Genomic DNA, 18,805 nt, shown 5'->3' on the forward strand with positions numbered 1-18,805 from the left:
CTGATTATTGGAACGCGCCGCCCCACCTCAACGCTCCAGTAGCCTGCGAGCGGTTGCGACACCGCGCTCCAAGTCGCCAGCGGGGTTCAGAGCATCGCCTGTCACACCGATCTTGACCAGCGCCTGTGCCACTTCTGCGCTGATACCGGTCAGCACCGATTGCGCCCCCATCAGACGGGTTGCTGTCATGGTCTGGATCAGATGATTGGCTACCATGCTGTCCACCGCCGCGACCCCGGTGATATCGAGCACCACGACGCGGGCATCCTGATCCCGGATCGCATCGAGGATTTGCATTGTCAGCAGGCGCGACCGGTGGCTGTCCAGCACTCCGACCACAGGCACCAGCAACAGCCCCTCCTGCAGGCGCAATGCCGGTGTCGGCAATTCACTCATCTGCCGTTCGCGCTGTTCAATCGCTTCCGTTCGCGCGGCTGAAAATGCCTCAATGGTGATTGCCTGGTGACAGGCCGCCATCTTGCGCAGCGCCCGCTGAGTTTCCAGGGCTTCTGCCGGCTCATTCGTTTCATTCTGAATCAGATCGCAGATCCGGTTGATGGAGTACGTGTAAAGGCTCAGATAAAGGCTTGGAGAGACACCGTGAGCTTCATTGAAAATTCCAGCAAGCATGCGACCATCAAAATACTTCTGATCAAGACCAGCATCGTAAAGTTCAAGAAGATGACGCCTCTGCTCCTCCATCACCACCTGCATTCCGGAAGCGTGCCCCCGAACGCCGCGACGGTCATAGCCGCCTTCCCGTGCATAGAAGTCTTGCAGAATTGCTTCGATATTCTGCTCAGCCAGCGGCAGAAGCTTCGAAACCCGGGCCCGGTCGTCCTGACTGACGTCGAACCAGCCCCAAACTTCCTGCAGCCCCTTTTCGGGGGGCAGTATTGTCGAAGAAATGACCTCGTTCATAGGACCCTCACAACCGTGGCTAACTGCCAAGAGAGAGTCTGGCGATATGCTTAACGAATAGCTAAAGGCGGCAGGTTGGCAGCAATAACTTTTCATAAATTCAATCACTTGGCAGACTTTACTCTGTCACATGAGCAGACCAGGGGCATTAGAATACCCACTTGAACTAGCCCTCCGCTATTCTGGGAAACGGAGGACTGCGAATGGCGAACAAGGGGTACAAACCAAAGGAAATAGTTCAGCAGTTTCCGCAAGTTGATGTGCTTGCAGGGCAAGGAATGCATCGGCTGGACGCGATCCGCGAGGTTTGCATGACCGAACAGACGTATTATCGCTGGCGAAAGCAGTATGGCGGGATGGGAACCGAGCAGCTTAAGGAACTCAAGCCGCTGCAGAAAGAGAACGAGCGGCTTTGGAAAGCGGTTTCAAAGGTGACCTTGGACAAATTAATCCTGAAGGAAGCCGCACGGGGAACTTCTGAGTCCCGCCCGTCGCCGCGCCTGCATCGAGCTGATACGCAGCGAGATGAAAGTGCCGGAACGCCGGATTTTCCGGGTGCTGGGACAGCATCGATCAACACAAAGGAGTCAACGGCAAGGCCAGGAAGAACGAGCCATTGAAGGCGCCATTGGTTCGAGCCCAATGACGAGTGACCGGCTCGTAGCGGACATGATTGAACTGGCCAGGCAGTCCGGTGGCAACCGCAGCCGTCATCTACCGGCTGTGAAACTCAGTGTGTCCTGACCCTGCACGGCGTTGCCGGTCAACCCCTGCTGCATGGCAGACAAAAAGCTGGACAATCAGGAAAGCACAGCAAGGACTCGACAGCCATCGGCTGGTTCTCGACGGCATACCTACGCCAATGGGCACGGGTTGCAACCTGCCAAGGAGGACGGTTGAAAGGTCAGTGCCGCCATAAAAGAAAGAACAACGGCCACCCCTTCCAGTGCGGCCGCTGTGAGGTGCTTGAAAAGTTACGCCCGCGAAACGTCGGGAGTTTTCAGCACATGGGGTGTGTCATACGCTTCCAGATCAATTTGATCTTCAGACTTCGCAATAAGCACCGTGCAGGCTGCGTCGCCCGTGACATTGAGCGCGGTGCGGGCCATGTCGAGAATGCGGTCAATGCCTGCAACTATGGCAACACCTTCCAGAGGAAGACCGACGGAGGTCAGAACCAGCGACAGCATGACCAGCCCGGCCCCGGGAACACCAGCGGTGCCGATGGAGGCAAGCGTCGATGTCAGAATGATCGTGGCGTATTCCGCCATGCCCAGTTCAATTCCAAAGGCCTGCGCCACAAAGAGAGCAGCAACACCCTGGTACATGGCGGTGCCGTCCATGTTGATCGTCGCGCCAAGCGGCAGCGTGAAGCTTGCAACTGACCGGTTCACACCAAGGTTCTGCTGCACGGCAGTCATGGTGACAGGAAGTGTTCCCGAGGAGGATGTGCTGGTAAAGGCCACGATCTGCGGCTCAATGATACCTTGGAAGAAGCGGACCGGGTTCAGGCGTGCAAAGACCGAAACAAGACCGCCATAAACAATCAGCGCGTGCAGGACACAGCCGATGTAAAGCGCAGCGATGACGGTGCCCAGAGGCAGCAGAAGATCAAGCCCGTAGGTTCCGGCGACCCATGCCATCAGTGCAAACACGCCGTAAGGGGCGAAACTGATCACTATTTCTGTCAGCTTGAGCACAACTGAATTCAGGGATTCAAAGAATTCCCGCACCGGCTTGCCTGCCTCGCCAACCAGGTTAATGGCCAGGCCGAACATGATCGCGAAAAAGATGATCTGCAGAACGTTTCCGTCTGCTGCGGCGGCAACCGGATTCTTCGGGACGATCCCGATGAGCTGCTGAATGAAGGGCGGTGAGGTTTTGGGTTCCATGGCGGCGGCGGCGCTCAGATCGATGCCCGCGCCGGGTTGCATCAGCAACCCCAAAGCCAGGCCGATCGTGATCGCAAATGCGGTGGTGCCCAGATAGAAAACGATCGATTTCAGGCCAATACGCCCCATGCGCGCCATGTCGCTGACGGATGTCATGCCGCAGACGAGCGACACGAAGATCAGCGGGACAATCAGCATTTTGATGAGCGACAGGAACAAGGTCCCGATGTTTTTGATCATTCCGGCAATTGCCTGGTTGCCGGTCGCGTTCAGCAGAACGCCTGTAATCACTCCAAGTACAAGTGCGATTACGATTTGCTTCCACAGAAGCATGTTTCTCCAAGGTGCCAAAAACCCTGTTTTTTGACTGGTATTCGCCATAAGGACCTCCCTTTCCATGGCAGCCGAACGGATCGGGCTGCCGGCAGTCGCAGCATGGTACCAGTTCGGTGACGGGCAGCGTCGCGCAAACATGGAAAGGGCGTTGCAAGTTTTGCAACGCCCTTTCAGCCTCCAAGAGGAAACCGGTTCCTCTAGGGTTTTGCCAGGTGCACACATTTGCGGGCCAGCACATCGGTCGGGTCAACGGCCAGCGCTCCCAGTTCCCCGGCGCCCGCTGTTACAAGCAGAGGAAGTTCCGTGCAGCCGAGAATGACCGCTTCGGCGCCGCGCGTGACCAGGTGGGAAAAGGCCCGGGTTACCTGCTCCTTGCAGAGGCCCTCAGTGTGCCCTGCCTTGACGCCGGCCGGGCCGTAGATCGCTTCCATGACCAAATTTTGATGCGGCTCATCGGGAACAATATAACTCAGGCCAGCCTCCTCAAGAGCCTGCTGATACAAGCCGCTACGAATTGTGCCATCGGTGCCGAGTATCCCGACCGTGCGCGTCCCGGGAGAATTCTCCCTTATGTGGTCCGTGGCCGCTGACAAAATGCTGATGATCGGAACGTCGAGATGGCGCTGGATACGATCGACATAGGCGTGGGCGGTGTTGCAGGGGATGACCAGAATATCGGCCCCGCCGCGTTCCAGCTTCTTGCAGGTGGAATAGAGGGCGACTGTCGGATCGGTTCCTGACCCCACCAGGTTTTCAGTCCGGTCAGGGATTTGCGGGTTTTGTTCGACCAGCACCTTGATGTGATCCTGATCGCAGGCAGCCTCTGTCCCCTTGACCAGTTTGGAAAGGAAATCCACCGTCGCCGCAGGTCCGACACCGCCAACCACCCCGACCTTGAACCGGCGGCGGCGGCCCGGGTGCGTCTCCCTCAGCGCATGTTCCGCATAAACCGCTGCGGTGTCGATGGCTGTCATCCCCTCCGGCAGGTCAAGCTGATCAAGCAGCAGGGGCAACTCGGAAAGCCCGGGCACAAAAACCGCCGCCCCCTGTTTCGAAAGGCTGGCAAGGGCTGCGTTGATAGGTTGCAACACCTCATCCCTGCGGTTGCCGGTTTTGAAGCCGTTGCCGCCATAGACTGCCTCCATCACGGCGCTTTCCAAATCAATGGCAGGATAGACAACCTGCACATCTTCGCCGAACAGGTTATCGAACAGGCCGTTCTCCCTGACATAAGGCGTTGCGATAACGCCAATCTTCTCCGGTTGCGGTTTCAGCTTGGCAACGGCAGCTGTGATTGCGCCGGTCATGCTGATCAGCTTCAGCTCCAGCTCCTCTTCCAGCTCATGCAGGAAACTATGCGTGACAAAACAAGGGAGAAGAGCCGCATCGCATCCATCCCGCTGCATGCGGGAGAGCGTATCAAATACGTAAAGCTTCCGGTGTGTGGGGATGTAGGCCGGCTCCTTGGGGGACACGGGTTCGCGCAGTGGCTTCTGATGGAAAATCAGCTCCCGGTGATCCTCTTCCGACCTGACCGGGGTCATCTGCACAATTCTGTTCAGCAGATCGGCCCCGGCGAGGGCGCCCAGGCCTCCAACGATTCCCAGGCGGAGAGACTGGTTTCTGTTCATCAGGCGTTCTCCGGTATCCTGCCCTGAAGATGTTTCAGGGCTGTCTCGGCCAATTCTTCCGGCAATGCCGGCAGTGCAGCGGACTGCAGACACAGACCGTTTGCCTGCGCATATTTTGCAAGTTTGGTCGCAGCTTCATAGCCGATTACGGGGGCGAGCGTAGTTACTTGCACAAGACTATTGCTCAGCAGAAACTGGCATCTTTCCTCATCTGCGATGATGCCGTCCACGCACCGGGTCCGCAGCACGTTCATTGCACTGGTCAGTGAACCCATTGTTTCCAGCACCTTATGGATGATGACAGGCTCCATCGCGTTGAGCTGAAACTGGCCTGCCTCGGCGGCCATGGTGACAGTCAGATCATTACCAATCGCCTGATAGCAAACTTGATTAACCACTTCCGGAATGACCGGGTTCACCTTTCCAGGCATAATCGACGACCCCGCCTGGACTGCAGGCAAAATGATTTCGCCAATTCCTGCCCGCGGCCCCGAGGACATGAGGCGCAAATCGTTGCAAATCTTGGACAGTTTGATGCCAACCCGCTTGAGCGTGCTGGAAAACATCACAAAGGCGCCCAGATCAGAGGAGGCCTCGATCAGGTCCGGGGCCAGTTGAAGAGGTTCGCCCGTTATTTCACGCAGGTGCACAACAGCTGCTTCGCCGAAATTCGCAGGAGCATTGATGCCGGTGCCGATAGCTGTACCCCCAAGGTTCACTTCTGTCAGAAGACGGGAAAGGTCACGGAGCCGGTCAGCGTCCTCATTTATCGTCGTGGCATACCCCCGGAACTCGGCGCCAAGCGGCATCGGCACAGCATCCTGAAGCTGCGTGCGCCCGACTTTCATAATATGCTGAAACTCGGATGCCTTGTTGCCGAATGAAATGGTCAGCCCGTGCATCGCTTCAATGAGAGGGGTGATCCGTGAGAGGACGGCAAGCCGGATTGCGGTGGGATAAACATCGTTTGTGGATTGCGAGCGGTTCACATCGTCATTCGGATGAAGCCGGCCGTAAGTGCCAAAATCCGCACCAAGCTTCTTCAGCGCAAGATTCGCAATGACCTCGTTGGTGTTCATATTAGTCGACGTGCCAGCGCCGCCTTGCATGACATCGACAACAAAGTGGTCGTGATGACGGCCGCTGATGATCTCATCGCAGATACCGGCAATGGCAGCCGCCTTTCCGGCGGGCACAGCGCCGAGATCCCGGTTCGCCAGCGCACAGGCCTTCTTGACGGAGGCCAGGCCCGTGATCAATTCCGGATAGTGGCTGATTGACACCCCGGTAATCGGGAAATTTTCCAGCGCCCGCTGGGTCTGACTGCCCCAAGCGGCGGCTTGCGGGATCTTCACCGGGCCAAGACTGTCGGACTCTGTTCGGTATTTGCTCATCACTTGGGACCTTTTTCTGCGGTCTTGCAGCCAGCAACTGGAAACGCAGAGCCGGGAGACCGTTAAAGTGCAGGCCAGAACCTACTGCCGCCCTTCCCTTGTAACCATGACAACCGGCGCAAGGATGTTGCAAACATTGCAACCCGTTCCTACCGTTCAGGGACCACTTTCAGATGGAGAAGACAGGTGGAGATCGACTGGCTGGAAGACTTTTTGGCCCTTTCGGCCGCAGGTGTGTTTGCCCGCGCCGCGGATGCGCGGAACATTAGCCAGTCAGCCTTTACGCGACGGATCAAAAATCTGGAAAACTGGACAGGGACTCCGTTGTTTGACAGGAGCGTGCACCCTGTTGAGCTCACCGCGGCAGGCAGGGCTTTCAAGCAAACCGCCATCGACACAGTTGCGGCGCTGAAGCAATCCAAAAGCGATATACGCGGCCTGTCCCGCCAGGAAGCATCAGTGCTGGACTTCGTCGCGCTTCATACCCTGGCCATTTCCTTCTTTCCGGCGTGGCTCATGCGCATGTCCAGCCACCTTGGTCCCATCAAGTCCAGGCTGGTTGCGGAAAACTTCTCTGGCTGCGCGGAGGCAATACTGTGCGGAAGCGCAGACTTCATGCTGTGCTACCACCATCCTGCCGTCCCCACGATTTCTGATGAAAACCGGTACCCGTCCTCGACGATTGCCAAAGACCGGATCATAGCCGTCAGCAGTGCCGGTGCTGACGGGCGCGCCAAGTTCAGCTTGGAGGGCGATGACCCGGTGCCGCTACTATCCTATTCCCCCGACACCTTTCTGGGCCGGGTGTCCCAGGTTTGCCTGGAACGGGGGAACTTAAGCAGCAAAGTGGACCCCATCTATGAAAACTCGGTGGCTGAAGCGCTAAAATCCGCCTGTCTCGCCGGGCTGGGAATTGCTTTCCTGCCCGAAGGGGCCGCGGCGCGGGAGCTGAAAGTCGGAACACTGCACAAAATCAGCCGGCCGGAATTCGAACTCGTCATTGACATAAAGCTTTACCGTTCAATCGAACGTTCCAGAGCGGAACTGGAACGCTTCTGGATGCTGGCTCAAAACCTTTGAGGGCTGCAGCAGAGTTTACCGCGCTGAAGAAGCAGCACTTTTTGCCAGCGTCCAAAACCTCTCCACGGAAGGGCGGCTTCTCTCAATTGAGCGGTACAGCTTGATGGACATCCGGCGTTCAGAAAGGTCGTCACTGATGCGCACAAGCTTGCCCTGATCAAGCATTGGCAGAATTGTCATCCGGGGCAGCCAAGCCACTCCCAGCCCCTCCGCACAGGCTGCTTTCTGCGCTTCAGCCACCGAGTTTTCGCTGCGGATCTCCAGTTTTTCTGCCAACCCTGCCCGCTTGATGGAGATCTCGCTCATCCGCCCCAGAAAGCTCTCCGGGGAATAGGCCAGGAACGGCAGTTTACCGTCCTGATCGAAGCGGTAGAGCGCGTTGCCGGAAGTGTCGGTGCCGGACACGGCCACAAGCCTGTCGTCCGCGATCCTGATTGACGGGTAGCGGTCATCCTTGGACATTGAGGCAATGGACGGATGATCATAACACAGCATGAAATCGGTTGTTCCGGCCATCAGCGTTTCGACGCAGTCCGAGAAATTCTCAACCGCAAACTTGGTGTTGATCGGGCCTATGGCAGCGGATACGTTTTTTATCCACGCTGGGATGAAGGAAATCGCGAGTGTGTGCAATGTGGAAATACTGATGACATCCCCCTCGCGCTGCACGAGCTGTTTCAGATCCTGCCGGGCCAGGCGAAGCGCTTTCATGGTCTCATAGGCTGTTGGCTGGAAAGCCTCTCCGGCCGCCGTCAGAACCACCGGGTGCACGCTTCTATCAAACAGGACCGCCCCCGCCCAGTGCTCCAGGTTCTTGATCCTGCGCGTGAAGGCTGACTGGCTGATATTTCTGGCGTTGGCGGCTTTAGCAAAGACTCCTGCGGAGGAAAGAGCCAGGAAATCCTCCAGCCAATCAATTTCCATACCTGCTCTCCTTAGGGTTCAATAGATTGTAGCGGCGAAGCAAGATGCGTAGCGTTGCAATCCTTGCAACGCAGTTGCAAACTTTCGCTGAGCTTTGGCGAGGTTCCCTTCGACCAAACCCCGGAACAATCAACCGGTGCAACCGCGGGACATTTTCGCATGCCGAATAGACAAAACCTTGAAACGCTCAAAGGCTCTAAGTCATGTTGACAAATGGCAGAGCCAAAGGCGGATCAAGCAGCGCAAGCGTCTGAAGCGGGAAAAGCCGGACGAACTGGCTGTGCCTGGCCGAATTCCCGAAGGAGCCCGCGGATCACGTTCAGCATCTGGGTTGTCTGGCGGACGATGAGCTGGTGCACCGGATGCATCGTAAGCAGGGCTTGCTGTTCTTTCGACTTAACGGCAACAAGCCGCGTCGTCAGCCGAGTGACTGCCTCGCAATTCGCCTTCGCGTCGACAGTTTCCGTCTTTCCGCGTTTCACATATGGCTTGACTTAGACCGCAGGCATCAGGCGCACATCTTGCCCGATAGCAATCAGTTTACGCGCACAATGATGCGCTGATCCACATGCTTCAATACCGATCAAACAACTTGGCAGCGCCCCGAACAACTTAAGCAATTTTCTTCGCCGGACCGAACGATTGAAGACAACAGCGCCATCGGAGGCAATGCCGAAATCCTGAAAAACATCCTTGCCCAGATCCAATCCTACTGTCGTGATTTCCATGGTGGGGCTCCTTTCCTGTCAGAAGATGACTTCCACAGTTTACCGCAATGCGCAGCGGTTGGGAGCAGACTCAATCCACCCCATCCGCATCCGAACCCGGCCAGGAGGACAGCACTGTTCTCGCGGATCGGACATTCACGTCTGGCGCGACGAAAGTGCAGGAAGAGCCCTAATTGCTAGATGCTACGAAGCGGACAAATGTCTGGATATTTCAAAGAGCAGCCAATAGGTGGTTGTTTGGAGAATGCCGCTGAATGGAGTATCCTCGTCTGCCCGAGCAGTGCCCTCATGCTTTCGCGGGCCTGCCCAGACGATCTCCGTTGATAGCCCCCTTTCAGGACCCGCCGGGCCACGCGAAAGCACTCCAAGTCCTGTGGCACCCCGCAGTAGATACCGATCACGTGGATGATCGCCCGGGTTTCATCCTGGGTGACGCCATTATTCCGCACGCCGCGGCAATGGGTTTCCCATTCGTGCATTTTGCCGAGCGCGCCGATCATCGACTGGTTCATCATCGACCGGGTCTTGGCGTCGATCACGTCGTCGCCCCACCCAAAGCCCCAGCACCACGCAGTCATCGCCTCCTGAAAGGGACGGGTGAAGTCATCCGCCGCAGCGAGGTTTTTCTCGACATATTCGGCGACAAGCGTTGCCTTGCGCTGCCCCAGCCCTTTCAGGAACAGGTCTTCGTCGAATGTGCTCAGGTGCTAGCCTTTCAGTCGGATCGTAATATTCTTGGTCTGCACGTAGTTCCAAAGCGCCTCGCGTCCCTTTTCGCGGGCATAGCCGGATTTGCCATAGCCCCCGAAGGGCGTTTCGGCACCGCCTGCATACCATTCGTTCACGAACACCAGACCGGCACGCAGGTGCCTCGCGGCGCGGGTGGCGCGACCCAGATCGACGGAAAAACACCCGCCACAAGCCCGTAGTCTGTTCCGTTGGCGATCTCGATGGGATACGCGTCGCCGCGAAAAGGAAGGACCGAGAGAACCGGGCCAAAAACGTCCCGCTGCGCGATCTCAATGCCGGGTGAGACGCCCGCCAGCACTGTGGGTTCTAAGAACGCACCGGGACGGGACGGTTTCCGCAAGCCGACAATGACCCATGCGCCCTGTTCGCTGGCGCGAGTGATCATCCCGAGTGCGCGTTCGCGCTGGCTGTCGCTGACCATGGCCCCCATGTTGGGGCCGAAATCAGGCCGGTCGATGCCCGGGCCGACAGAGAGGGATCTGGCGATGACCGCGGCGCGCTCGACAAGTTTATCATAGCGGCTTTCGTGCACGATTACGCGGAACATGGCCGAACATACCTGCTCTGCATTGAAATAGATGCCCCAGCGGATGTCGGTCTCGAAGGCGTCTGGATCGGCGTCACCGTGCACAATGGCGGCCGACCTACCGCCCAGTTCAAGCACGCAGGGCACCACGTTTTGCGCTGCCGCTGTCGCGATGGCGATGCCGGTTGAAACGGAGCCGGTAAAGACGATTTGATTGACATGCGCATGCCCAGCGAGCGCCGCGCCTGCATCCCGCCCCAAGCCCGCAGATCACAATACCGCGGCAGCCGGAAAACCCGCCGCCGCTGCTGCCCTGGCCAGCCACATATCGGTCAGCGGCGTCATCTCGGGCGACTTGATCACACAGGCATTGCCGTGGCCAACGCCGCCGAGAGCGAACGCGCGGTCATCTCGACAGGATAATTCCACGGGATGATCTGGGCCGAAACCCCGCAGGGTTCGTATTCCGTCCAGTCCATGTAACTGGCACTGAGGGGATTGAGCGGCCTTCGACGGTGCTGGCCTGATTGCCGTAATACTCGAAGTAGAGCGCTGCGCCTTCCACTTCGATGTGAGATTCCTACAAGGGTTTGCCTTGTTCCAGCGTCAGGATGCGGGCGACCTCGTCCTCATGCTCAAGCATATACCGGCCCATAGCCTGCACCATCCGGCTCCTTTCGATCGGGCGCATGGCTGTCAACGCGCCAGGCAGGTGCAGCCGCCGCGCGGCCTGCATGGCGATCTTTTCCGCTGTCGCCGGGTCGGTGGTGTCGATCCGTCCTGAACCGTCATCAACCCAGCGACCGTCTATGAAATTCTGCCAGTAGGGGGGTCATATCAGCCATCCACTGCCTCCCGCATCCAGCGTTGCAGGTGCATGACAGAGTGTTCCGAGTTCACTCCGCAGCCGGGATCAACCACCAGAGGCCCCGGCACGTAGCCGCGAGATTTCAGGCCGCGCTGCACCGACTCGACAAGGTGGATGTCTTCCTCGACAGTCGTGGCGCGATCCTGCTGGGCCATACGGCGGACGGTTTCATCATCATAGCCCCCGACGGAATACCAGCCGCGCCAGACCACCACGTGATCGGCGTCCACCGCGCGCCAGTGATAGGTGTTCAGCAGGTTGCCCGGATAGACCTGAAAGCTGAACATCGGCCACAGGAACCAACTGGAATACTTGTCATTATTAGCAAACCCGCTGTCGATGCCATAACTCATCTGGCTCAGGTCATTGCTCTCTGTCGTGTGGCGCAGGCAGTAGCCCTGAGGCTGGATATCATAGGTTTCCGGCCGGATCACACCGGTGGCAAAGGTCGGGTGGTTCAGAGCGCAGTGGTAGCATTCCGAGTAATTCTCGACCGAAACCTTCCAGTTGCAGGCCTCTGGGATCTTTACCCATTCCAGCGGCTTCAGATCGGCCCAGTTGGGCACGAAGCCTTCCAGCTCGGCGCGTGCATTCGGGAACCACTCGTCCATCGGACCGGCATCCGGGTCGAGGTTGACGAAGACGAAGCCCAGGAACACCTCTGTCCGCACTTCGGTCAGGCAGATGCTGGCGGCATCAAGGCCGGGCACCGATTTGGCGTTGGGCGCGGCGCGCAAGCGTCCGGTCAGCTCATAGGTCCAGGCGTGATAGGGGCAGACCACGACACGGGTGCTACCTTCACCGCTGACAAGCTGATGCGCGCGATGCTGGCAGACGTTGTAGAAAGTGCGGATTTCACCATCCCTGCCTTTGATCGAAAACAGGCTTTCATCGCTCAGATCAAAGGCCACGTAGTCGCCCGCGTTCTCCAGCTGGCTGGCGTGGCATGCGAATTGCCAGGTGCGGGCCAGCAGCCCGGTCTTTTCGACCTCGAAGACGTGCGGATCGGTGTAATAGCGCGCGTCCAATGACCGGACGGGGCCTGTTTCATCCGTCATTCCGGTTCCTCCAAATAAATGCCAAGCTGATGGCGGCGGGCATGAAATTTCCCGACCCGCTCCACGATCTCCTCCGACGCCACAGCAATCACGAAGCTCAGCAGGGTTTCCAAAACCGAAATGGTCGACACCGACGACGGAAAGAACTGCGGGGTATCGGCGGCAACGACAAAGCCGTGATCGGCGGCACGGATGATCGGGCTGGCGGGGCTATCGCTCAGGCCAATGATCGTCATGCCCTGTTCGCGGGCGACCTCGATGGCTGCCATGACCTCGGTTCGGTAGGGGCGCATGGACATGGCGATCAAGACATCACGGCTGTCGGCCCAAGCCAGATCATCCGTGGGCGTTGATCCGGGGCGGGGGATCGCATGGAACTGCACCATCCCGGTAGAGGCGAGGTAGGTGAAGTTGCGCGCATTGGCGTTGTTCACACCGACGCCCAGCGTAAAGACCTGCCGGCTGGCCCAGATCGCCTCGGCGGCGCTTTTCAGCGCGCCTGCATCGATTCCGGCAAAGGTTTCTTCAAGGTTGCGGATCGCTCCTTCGGCCATATCGGCATAGAGCCCGCCGAGATCGCCAGACTTGCGGATGTCCTGCAGCCAGCGCGCCCGGTCGGGGAAGCTTACCGCTCCCTTGCGGATCGCCTCGCGGAAGGGCGCGCGGAAATCCTCGTATCCTTCGAATCCCACCTGACGTGCCATCCGCACAAAGGTGTTGGGTTTGACATTTGCCGCCTCGGCAATCTCGCGCACCGTAGACACCCCAACGTCATTGGGGTTCTCGAGCACATATCGTGCGGCCTTCTGTGCTTCGGGGGTCAGGGCGTCCCACTCTTCGGTAAGACGCGCCAGGACTTGGTTTGATACATTTGTGTCATTCATGATTGACAGTGGTACAATCATACACTTAGCCTTGTCCACAAGTTTTGCGGCTCCCGAACAAAGGACGCGACAATGCCGGACAGGAAGTTTCCCAGCCACGCCCGCGTGGTCATCGTAGGCGGCGGCGTGATGGGGGTCGGGCTTGCCTACCACCTCGCGCATGAGGGTTGGGGGCCAGAGGTAGTCTTGCTGGAAAAGGCTGAACTGACCTCGGGCAGCACCTGGCACGCAGCGGGGCAGATCACGCATTCGACCTCCAGTTTCAGCCTTGGAAAATGCGTGGACTACAACATCGGGCTCTACTCCGGCGGGCTGGAGGCCGAGACCGGGCAGGCGGTGACATGGCATGGCTGCGGGTCGTTCCGGTTGGCCTATACCGAAGACGAGATGGACTGGTTGCGCCACACGCTGTCGGTCGGGCGGTCGCTCGGGTTCAATATCGAGCTGGCCGGCCGGGACCGGGTGGCCGAGCTGCACCCGTTCTATAACCTCGACGGCGTAATTGGGGCGCTGCATACGCCCGATGATGGGCATGTCGACCCAACTAACGTGACCATGGCGATGGCGGCAGGGGCACGGGCCAAAGGCGCGCGGATCATCCGCCGTTGCCGCGCAACCAATATCACGCAGGCCGCAAACGGCGAATGGGTGGTCGAGACCGAGCAAGGCACGATCACCTGCGAACATGTGGTCAACGCGGGCGGCACCTATGCGCGGCAGATGGGCGAATGGTCCGGCCTGCAACTGCCCATGACCTCGATGACTCACCATTACTTTGTCACCGACGAGGTGCCGGAATTCCGCGATCTCGACCGCGAATTGCCGGTGATCCGAGATGACCGCAAGGTGTCAGGCTATATCAGGATGGAGCAGAAAAAGGGTCTCATCGGCATCTACGAGAAGGCCAACCCCAACTCGGTCTGGGAGGATCACTGTCCTTGGGAGGCCGAGAACGAGTTGTTCGAGGCCGATTATGACCGCGTCATGCCCTGGCTGGAGGAAGCGATGGGGCGGATGCCGATCTTTGCGGAACTGGGCATCACCCGCGATGTCCATGGCGCGATCAGCCATCCGCCTGACGGCAATCCGCTGATCGGTCCTGCGCCGGGCGCGCGCAACTACTGGTGTTGCTGCGGCACCCAGATCGGGATCGGCTGGGGCCCGGGACTGACCCGCGAACTCGCGCGCTGGATGGTGCATGGCGCGGCGGATATCTCCATGCGCGACTATGATCCGCGCCGGTTTGGCAGCTACGCCACCAAGGACTGGCAAGTCATAAAGGCCAAGGAGGATTATTGCCTCCGCCACGAAATCCCGTTCCCGCATTTGAACCGCCTGGCCGGTCGGCCGATCAAGCCATCGCCCTTGTATGAAACGCTCAAGGCCAAGGGCGCGGTCTTTGAAGAGGTCTACGGGTTCGAGCGCCCGCGCTGGTTTGCAAAAGGCGGCGTAGCGCAACAGGATCACTACAGCTTCCGGCGCACGGTGGTGGACGGCATGGTTGCGGCCGAGGTCAAAGCCGTGCGTGAGCGCGTGGGGATCATGGAAGTGACGGCCTTCACCAAAGTGCTGGTCGAAGGGCCGGATGCCTATGCGCTGCTGGACCGGCTGACCGCCAACCGGATGCCGCAAAAGGTCAGGTCCATCACGCTTACACATATGCTGAACCGGCGGGGCCGGATTGAGCTGGAAACGACCATCGTGCGGATGGCCGAGGACAAATTCTATCTCGTCTGCGCCGCCTTCTTTGAGCAACGTTTGTTGGACCACTTTGCAGCGCAACGGACGGATGAAGACGCCACCGTCACCGCGCTTTCCAGCACATGGGGGGCGCTGTCTCTCAATGGCCCGAGGTCCCGCGATGTGCTCGCCGCCTGCACGGATGCGCCGCTCGGCAATGCGGCCTTCCGCTGGCTTTCGGCACAACAGATCACTGTCGCAGGCCACAGCGTCTGGGCCTTGCGCATGTCCTATGCGGGCGAATTGGGGTGGGAGTTGCACATGCCGTTTGCCGCGATGCAGGATGTCTATGCCGCTCTTTGGGGCGCGGGCGAGTCGCATGGCATCGATGACTACGGCAGTTTTGCCATGAACGTGATGCGCATGGAAAAGGGCTTTAAGGGGGCAGGGGAGCTCACCAACGAAGTTACCCTCGCTGAGGCCGATGTCCTGCGCTTTGCCCGGACGGACAAGGATTATCTGGGCCGTGACAAGACTCTGGGCACCGACCTGCCGTGGGTCTGCGCCTACCTGGAGATCGAACCGGACGGCGCAATCGACGGGCATGGCGGCGAGGCGGTGACGCTGGATGGCAAAGCCGTCGGATCAACGGCATCTGTGGTTTATGGGCACACGGTTGGCAAGATCCTCGCCTTTGCCTACATCAAACCGCACGCAGCCGCCCCCGGAACAGCGCTGCAGGTGATCATCCACGGCAAACCGCGCCCTGCGCGCGTTCTCAGCGAACCGGCCTATGATCCGCAAAGCCTGTTGCCCCGCGCCGATACCGTGCAGGAACCCGCCGGATGAGCCTGCCTGACACAATGCAGGCCATGGTCACCATCGGCCACGGCGATCTGGACCAGCTTGTCCTGCACGAAGACTGGCCCCGCCCCGATCCCGGTCCGGGTGAGGTGCTGATCCGGGTTGGCGCATGCGGGCTCAACAACACCGACGTGAACACGCGCACCGGCTGGTATTCGAAGGCCGTGAACGAGGCCACAACGGGCGCGGCCTATGACACGGTGCACGAAGACGATCCGACATGGGGCGGCGCACCGATTTCCTTTCCGCGCATCCAGGGCGCTGACGTCTGCGGCAGGATCGTCGCGGCGGGCGCAGGCGTAGACCCGAACCGCATTGGCGAGCGGGTGATCACCGACAATTGGCTGCGCGATCCCGATGACCCGGACAACAAGGACAAAACCGGTTACTTCGGCTCTGAGCGCGATGGCGGCTTTGCTCAGTTCACCACGATCCCTTCACGCAATGCGCTGGCGGTCAACAGTCCGCTCAGCGATGCGGAACTGGCCACATTTTCCTGCTCCTACTCCACCGCCGAGGGCATGCTGACGCGGGCGATGGTCACGTCCGGCGACACCGTGCTTGTCCCGGGGGCTTCAGGCGGCGTCGGCGGCGCGCTGGTGCAATTGGCAAAGCGACGCGGCGCCCGCGTGATCGCGATGGCCTCCCAGGCAAAACACGTAGATGTCGCCGCGCTTGGGCCGGACCGCATCCTGCCCCGCGCGCCGGGTGACCTGCGCGCCGCACTGGGCGATGAACAGATCACTGTTACCGCTGATGTGGTGGGCGGCCCCTGCTGGCCGCAGCTCATCGGCATTCTCGAACGCGGCGGCCGCTACACGTGTTCGGGGGCCATCGCCGGCCCGATGGTCGAACTTGACCTGCGGACTTTCTACCTGCGCGACCTGACCTTCACTGGCTCTACCGTGATCGACGCAGCTGTGATGCCGAACCTGATCCGCTATATCGAGGCGGGCGAGATCAAACCCGCGCTGGCTGCGGCCTATCCCCTGGAAGATCTGCGCGAGGCGCAAGCCGCGTTCATCGCCAAAAAACACACCGGCAACATTGTGGTGATCCCATGAAGATAACCCGTATTACCGTCTATCAGGTCGATTTGCCGCTAGAGCATCCCTATTGGCTGTCGGGCGGGCGGCTGAAGTTCGAGTGTCTCGATGCGACGCTTGTCAAACTGGAGACCGACGCCGGGATCACCGGTTGGGGAGAGGGCACGCCTTGGGGACACACCTATGTTCCCGCCCACGGGCCCGGCATCCGCGCCGGGATCCAAACGATGGCGCCTTTCGTGCTGGGTCTTGATCCACGCCGGGTGCTGGATGTGGAACGGGCGATGGATCTCGCCTTGCCGGGACACCTCTATGCCAAATCCCCCATCGACATGGCGTGCTGGGACATTGCCGGGCAAGCGGCGGGGCTGCCCATTGCCGATCTGATGGGGGGAGGAAGCCGCACGCCGCGGCCTATCGCATCCTCAGTCGGAGCCAAGACGATCGAGGAAACCCGTGCTGTCATGGATCGCTACCGCCAGCGCGGCTATGTGGCGCATTCAGTCAAGATCGGTGGTGACGTGGAACGCGATATCGCGCGGATTCGCGATGTAGAGAGCATCCGCAAACCCGGCGAGATCGTCCTTTACGACGTCAATCGCGGCTGGACCAGGCAGCAGGCGTTGCGCGTCATGCGCAGGACCGAAGACCTGCACGTCATGTTCGAACAGCCGGGCGAGACGCTGGACGACATTGCTGCGATCCGCCCGCTGCATTCGGCGCCTGTCAGCGTGGATGAATGCCTTGTCACGCTCCAGGATGCTGCGCGTGTCGCGCGCGACGGGCTGGCCGAAGTCTTCGGCATCAAGCTCAACCGCGTCGGCGGGCTGACCAAGGCTGCGCGGATGCGCGATATTGCATTGGCACATGGGATCGACATGTTCGTGATGGCCACTGGCGGCTCGGTTCTGGCCGATTGCGAGGCGCTGCACCTTGCCGCCACCATTCCCGACCATGCCTGCCATGCGGTCTGGGCCTGTCAGGACATGCTAACAGTGGATATCGCGGGCGGACGCGGCCCGCGCAACACGGATGGCCACCTGCATCTGCCCGAAGCCCCCGGCCTTGGCGTGCATCCCGATGAAGACGCCCTTGGCGATCCTGTGGCGGTCCATTCATGAAAGTCACCCGCCTCAGTCTCTGGCATGTGCCGCTGACCAGCCACACGGCCTATTACATGGCCGATGGAAAAACCTGCGACACCGTCGAAACCGTGGTGATCGCGGTTCAGACGGATACGGGGATAACCGGCTGGGGCGAGGTCTGTCCGATCCCGCATTACCTGCCGGCCTATGCGCGCGGCGTCGCCCCGGCCGTGCAAGAGCTGGCCCCGGTGATCCTCGGAGGCGACCCTGCCGGGGCAGAGGGGCTGATGGCTACGGCCGATTCCTACTTGCCCGGCCACGTCTATGCCAAATCCGCGCTGGACATTGCGCTGTGGGATATCACCGGGCAGGTGGCGGGCTTGCCTTTGCATGCGCTTCTTGGAGGGCGACGGCAAGAGACCCTGCCGCTCTATCATTCCATCACCTGCGTAGAGCCGGACAAGATGGCCCGCATTGCCCGCGAAGCGCTGCAACAGGGGATCACCCAGTTCCAGGCCAAACTGGGGGCGTCCGGTGACTGGCAAACCGACGTGGAAAGGCTAACCAAGGTGCGCGAGGCTGTTGGGCCCGGCCCCTTGGTCTATGGGGACTGGAGCTGCGGCGCGACGACGCTGGACGCAATCCGCGCCGGCCGCGCCGCGGGGCATCTCGACGTCATGCTGGAACAGCCATGCGCCACGCTGGAGGATTGCGCCCGGGTGCAGTCAGCCACCGGTCTTCCGATGAAGCTCGATGAGCTGGCCCACGACACCGCGTCGCTGCTTGCGGCGCACCGGCTGGGCATCATGGATGCGGTCGCGCTGAAGCTGTCCAAGTTCGGCGGGGTGTCAGCGGCACGGCGGGCGCGGGACCTGTGCCTGCATCTTGGCGCCAAGATGTGCATCGAATGCACATGGGGCAGCGATATCGTCACAGCCGCGGCGCTGCACCTTGGGGCAGCAACCCAACCCGCCCGCCTTCTGAACGTCTGCGACCTCTCGGGCTATGTCAGCCCGCGCCTTGCACCCGACGCACCAACCCGCAGCCATGGCCGCATCGCGCCGCCCGATGGGCCGGGCCTTGGCATCACCGTCGACAAGGAAAGCCTCGGCACACCCGACCTGATACTGGATTGAGC

At 60.0% G+C, this 18,805-nt stretch carries 15 protein-coding genes and 3 pseudogenes; 6 read left to right on the plus strand and 12 right to left on the minus strand.

The annotated features are described in order from the left end of the window. Window positions 1–27: 27 nt before the first annotated feature. A complete protein-coding gene (locus tag N6L27_RS12735; protein WP_271907653.1) occupies window positions 28–921 on the minus strand; it encodes an STAS domain-containing protein in 894 nt (297 codons plus the stop codon). A gap of 203 nt (window positions 922–1,124) precedes the next feature. Here N6L27_RS12735 and N6L27_RS12740 point away from each other — a divergent pair. Continuing rightward, window positions 1,125–1,647: pseudogene (locus N6L27_RS12740) on the plus strand (transposase); the annotation flags it as partial. A 248-nt stretch (window positions 1,648–1,895) separates the two neighbouring features. Here N6L27_RS12740 and N6L27_RS12745 read toward each other — a convergent pair. From N6L27_RS12745 to N6L27_RS12755, 3 genes are read right to left on the minus strand one after another with little or no spacing between them, the layout of a single operon-like run. Further along, window positions 1,896–3,371 carry a dicarboxylate/amino acid:cation symporter gene (locus N6L27_RS12745; protein WP_271907654.1) on the minus strand — a complete coding sequence of 492 codons (1,476 nt, stop codon included), beginning with the start codon at window positions 3,369–3,371 and terminating at the stop codon, window positions 1,896–1,898. After that, the gene (locus tag N6L27_RS12750; RefSeq protein ID WP_271907655.1) at window positions 3,347–4,780 is read right to left on the minus strand and encodes an amino acid racemase; all 1,434 of its coding nucleotides are present in this window, start codon (window positions 4,778–4,780) and stop codon (window positions 3,347–3,349) included. The genes N6L27_RS12745 and N6L27_RS12750 overlap by 25 nt, the downstream gene beginning before the upstream one ends. Beyond that, window positions 4,780–6,174 carry an aspartate ammonia-lyase gene (locus tag N6L27_RS12755; RefSeq protein ID WP_271907656.1) on the minus strand — a complete coding sequence of 465 codons (1,395 nt, stop codon included), beginning with the start codon at window positions 6,172–6,174 and terminating at the stop codon, window positions 4,780–4,782. Before N6L27_RS12755 ends, N6L27_RS12750 begins: the two co-directional genes overlap by 1 nt. A gap of 186 nt (window positions 6,175–6,360) precedes the next feature. Between N6L27_RS12755 and N6L27_RS12760 the strand changes: the two genes are divergently transcribed. Next, window positions 6,361–7,254 carry a LysR family transcriptional regulator gene (locus N6L27_RS12760; RefSeq protein WP_271907657.1) on the plus strand — a complete coding sequence of 298 codons (894 nt, stop codon included), beginning with the start codon at window positions 6,361–6,363 and terminating at the stop codon, window positions 7,252–7,254. Between the two features lie 15 nt (window positions 7,255–7,269). Here the strand turns inward: N6L27_RS12760 and N6L27_RS12765 are convergent, their stop codons facing one another. The 8 genes and pseudogenes from N6L27_RS12765 to N6L27_RS12790 all read right to left on the minus strand — a co-directional run bounded on the left by N6L27_RS12765 (window position 7,270) and on the right by N6L27_RS12790 (window position 12,992). Next, complete coding sequence (locus N6L27_RS12765) at window positions 7,270–8,178, minus strand: LysR family transcriptional regulator (RefSeq protein WP_271907658.1); 909 nt, start codon at window positions 8,176–8,178, stop codon at window positions 7,270–7,272. A gap of 494 nt (window positions 8,179–8,672) precedes the next feature. Continuing rightward, a complete protein-coding gene (locus N6L27_RS12770; RefSeq protein ID WP_271907659.1) occupies window positions 8,673–8,906 on the minus strand; it encodes a hypothetical protein in 234 nt (77 codons plus the stop codon). Between the two features lie 332 nt (window positions 8,907–9,238). Then, window positions 9,239–9,610: pseudogene (locus tag N6L27_RS12775) on the minus strand (carboxymuconolactone decarboxylase family protein); the annotation flags it as partial. Between the two features lie 3 nt (window positions 9,611–9,613). After that, window positions 9,614–10,443, minus strand: a pseudogene (locus N6L27_RS23250) (aldehyde dehydrogenase family protein). 98 nt (window positions 10,444–10,541) lie between these two features. Then, window positions 10,542–10,661, minus strand: coding sequence for an aldehyde dehydrogenase family protein (locus tag N6L27_RS23255; protein ID WP_334312497.1), 120 nt, complete (start codon window positions 10,659–10,661; stop codon window positions 10,542–10,544). A gap of 101 nt (window positions 10,662–10,762) precedes the next feature. Further along, entirely contained in the window at window positions 10,763–10,918 is a 156-nt protein-coding gene (locus N6L27_RS23260) for an aldehyde dehydrogenase family protein (RefSeq protein WP_442915774.1), read from the minus strand. 101 nt (window positions 10,919–11,019) lie between these two features. Continuing rightward, window positions 11,020–12,108, minus strand: coding sequence for an aromatic ring-hydroxylating oxygenase subunit alpha (locus N6L27_RS12785; RefSeq protein ID WP_271907660.1), 1,089 nt, complete (start codon window positions 12,106–12,108; stop codon window positions 11,020–11,022). After that, entirely contained in the window at window positions 12,105–12,992 is an 888-nt protein-coding gene (locus tag N6L27_RS12790; protein WP_271907661.1) for a MurR/RpiR family transcriptional regulator, read from the minus strand. Before N6L27_RS12790 ends, N6L27_RS12785 begins: the two co-directional genes overlap by 4 nt. A 72-nt stretch (window positions 12,993–13,064) precedes the next feature. Here N6L27_RS12790 and N6L27_RS12795 point away from each other — a divergent pair, with 72 nt between their 5' ends. Genes N6L27_RS12795 through N6L27_RS12810 form a run of 4 tightly spaced genes read left to right on the plus strand, consistent with a single transcriptional unit; the run spans window position 13,065 to window position 18,803 of the window. Next, entirely contained in the window at window positions 13,065–15,521 is a 2,457-nt protein-coding gene (locus N6L27_RS12795; protein WP_271907662.1) for an FAD-dependent oxidoreductase, read from the plus strand. Continuing rightward, window positions 15,518–16,600 carry an alcohol dehydrogenase family protein gene (locus N6L27_RS12800; RefSeq protein WP_271907663.1) on the plus strand — a complete coding sequence of 361 codons (1,083 nt, stop codon included), beginning with the start codon at window positions 15,518–15,520 and terminating at the stop codon, window positions 16,598–16,600. The genes N6L27_RS12795 and N6L27_RS12800 overlap by 4 nt, the downstream gene beginning before the upstream one ends. After that, window positions 16,597–17,703, plus strand: coding sequence for a mandelate racemase/muconate lactonizing enzyme family protein (locus tag N6L27_RS12805; protein WP_271907664.1), 1,107 nt, complete (start codon window positions 16,597–16,599; stop codon window positions 17,701–17,703). Before N6L27_RS12800 ends, N6L27_RS12805 begins: the two co-directional genes overlap by 4 nt. Beyond that, window positions 17,700–18,803, plus strand: coding sequence for a mandelate racemase/muconate lactonizing enzyme family protein (locus N6L27_RS12810; protein WP_271907665.1), 1,104 nt, complete (start codon window positions 17,700–17,702; stop codon window positions 18,801–18,803). The genes N6L27_RS12805 and N6L27_RS12810 overlap by 4 nt, the downstream gene beginning before the upstream one ends. Window positions 18,804–18,805: the final 2 nt, after the last annotated feature.

Source organism: Leisingera sp. SS27, from assembly GCF_028368855.1.
Taxonomy (GTDB): Bacteria; Pseudomonadota; Alphaproteobacteria; order Rhodobacterales; family Rhodobacteraceae; genus Leisingera.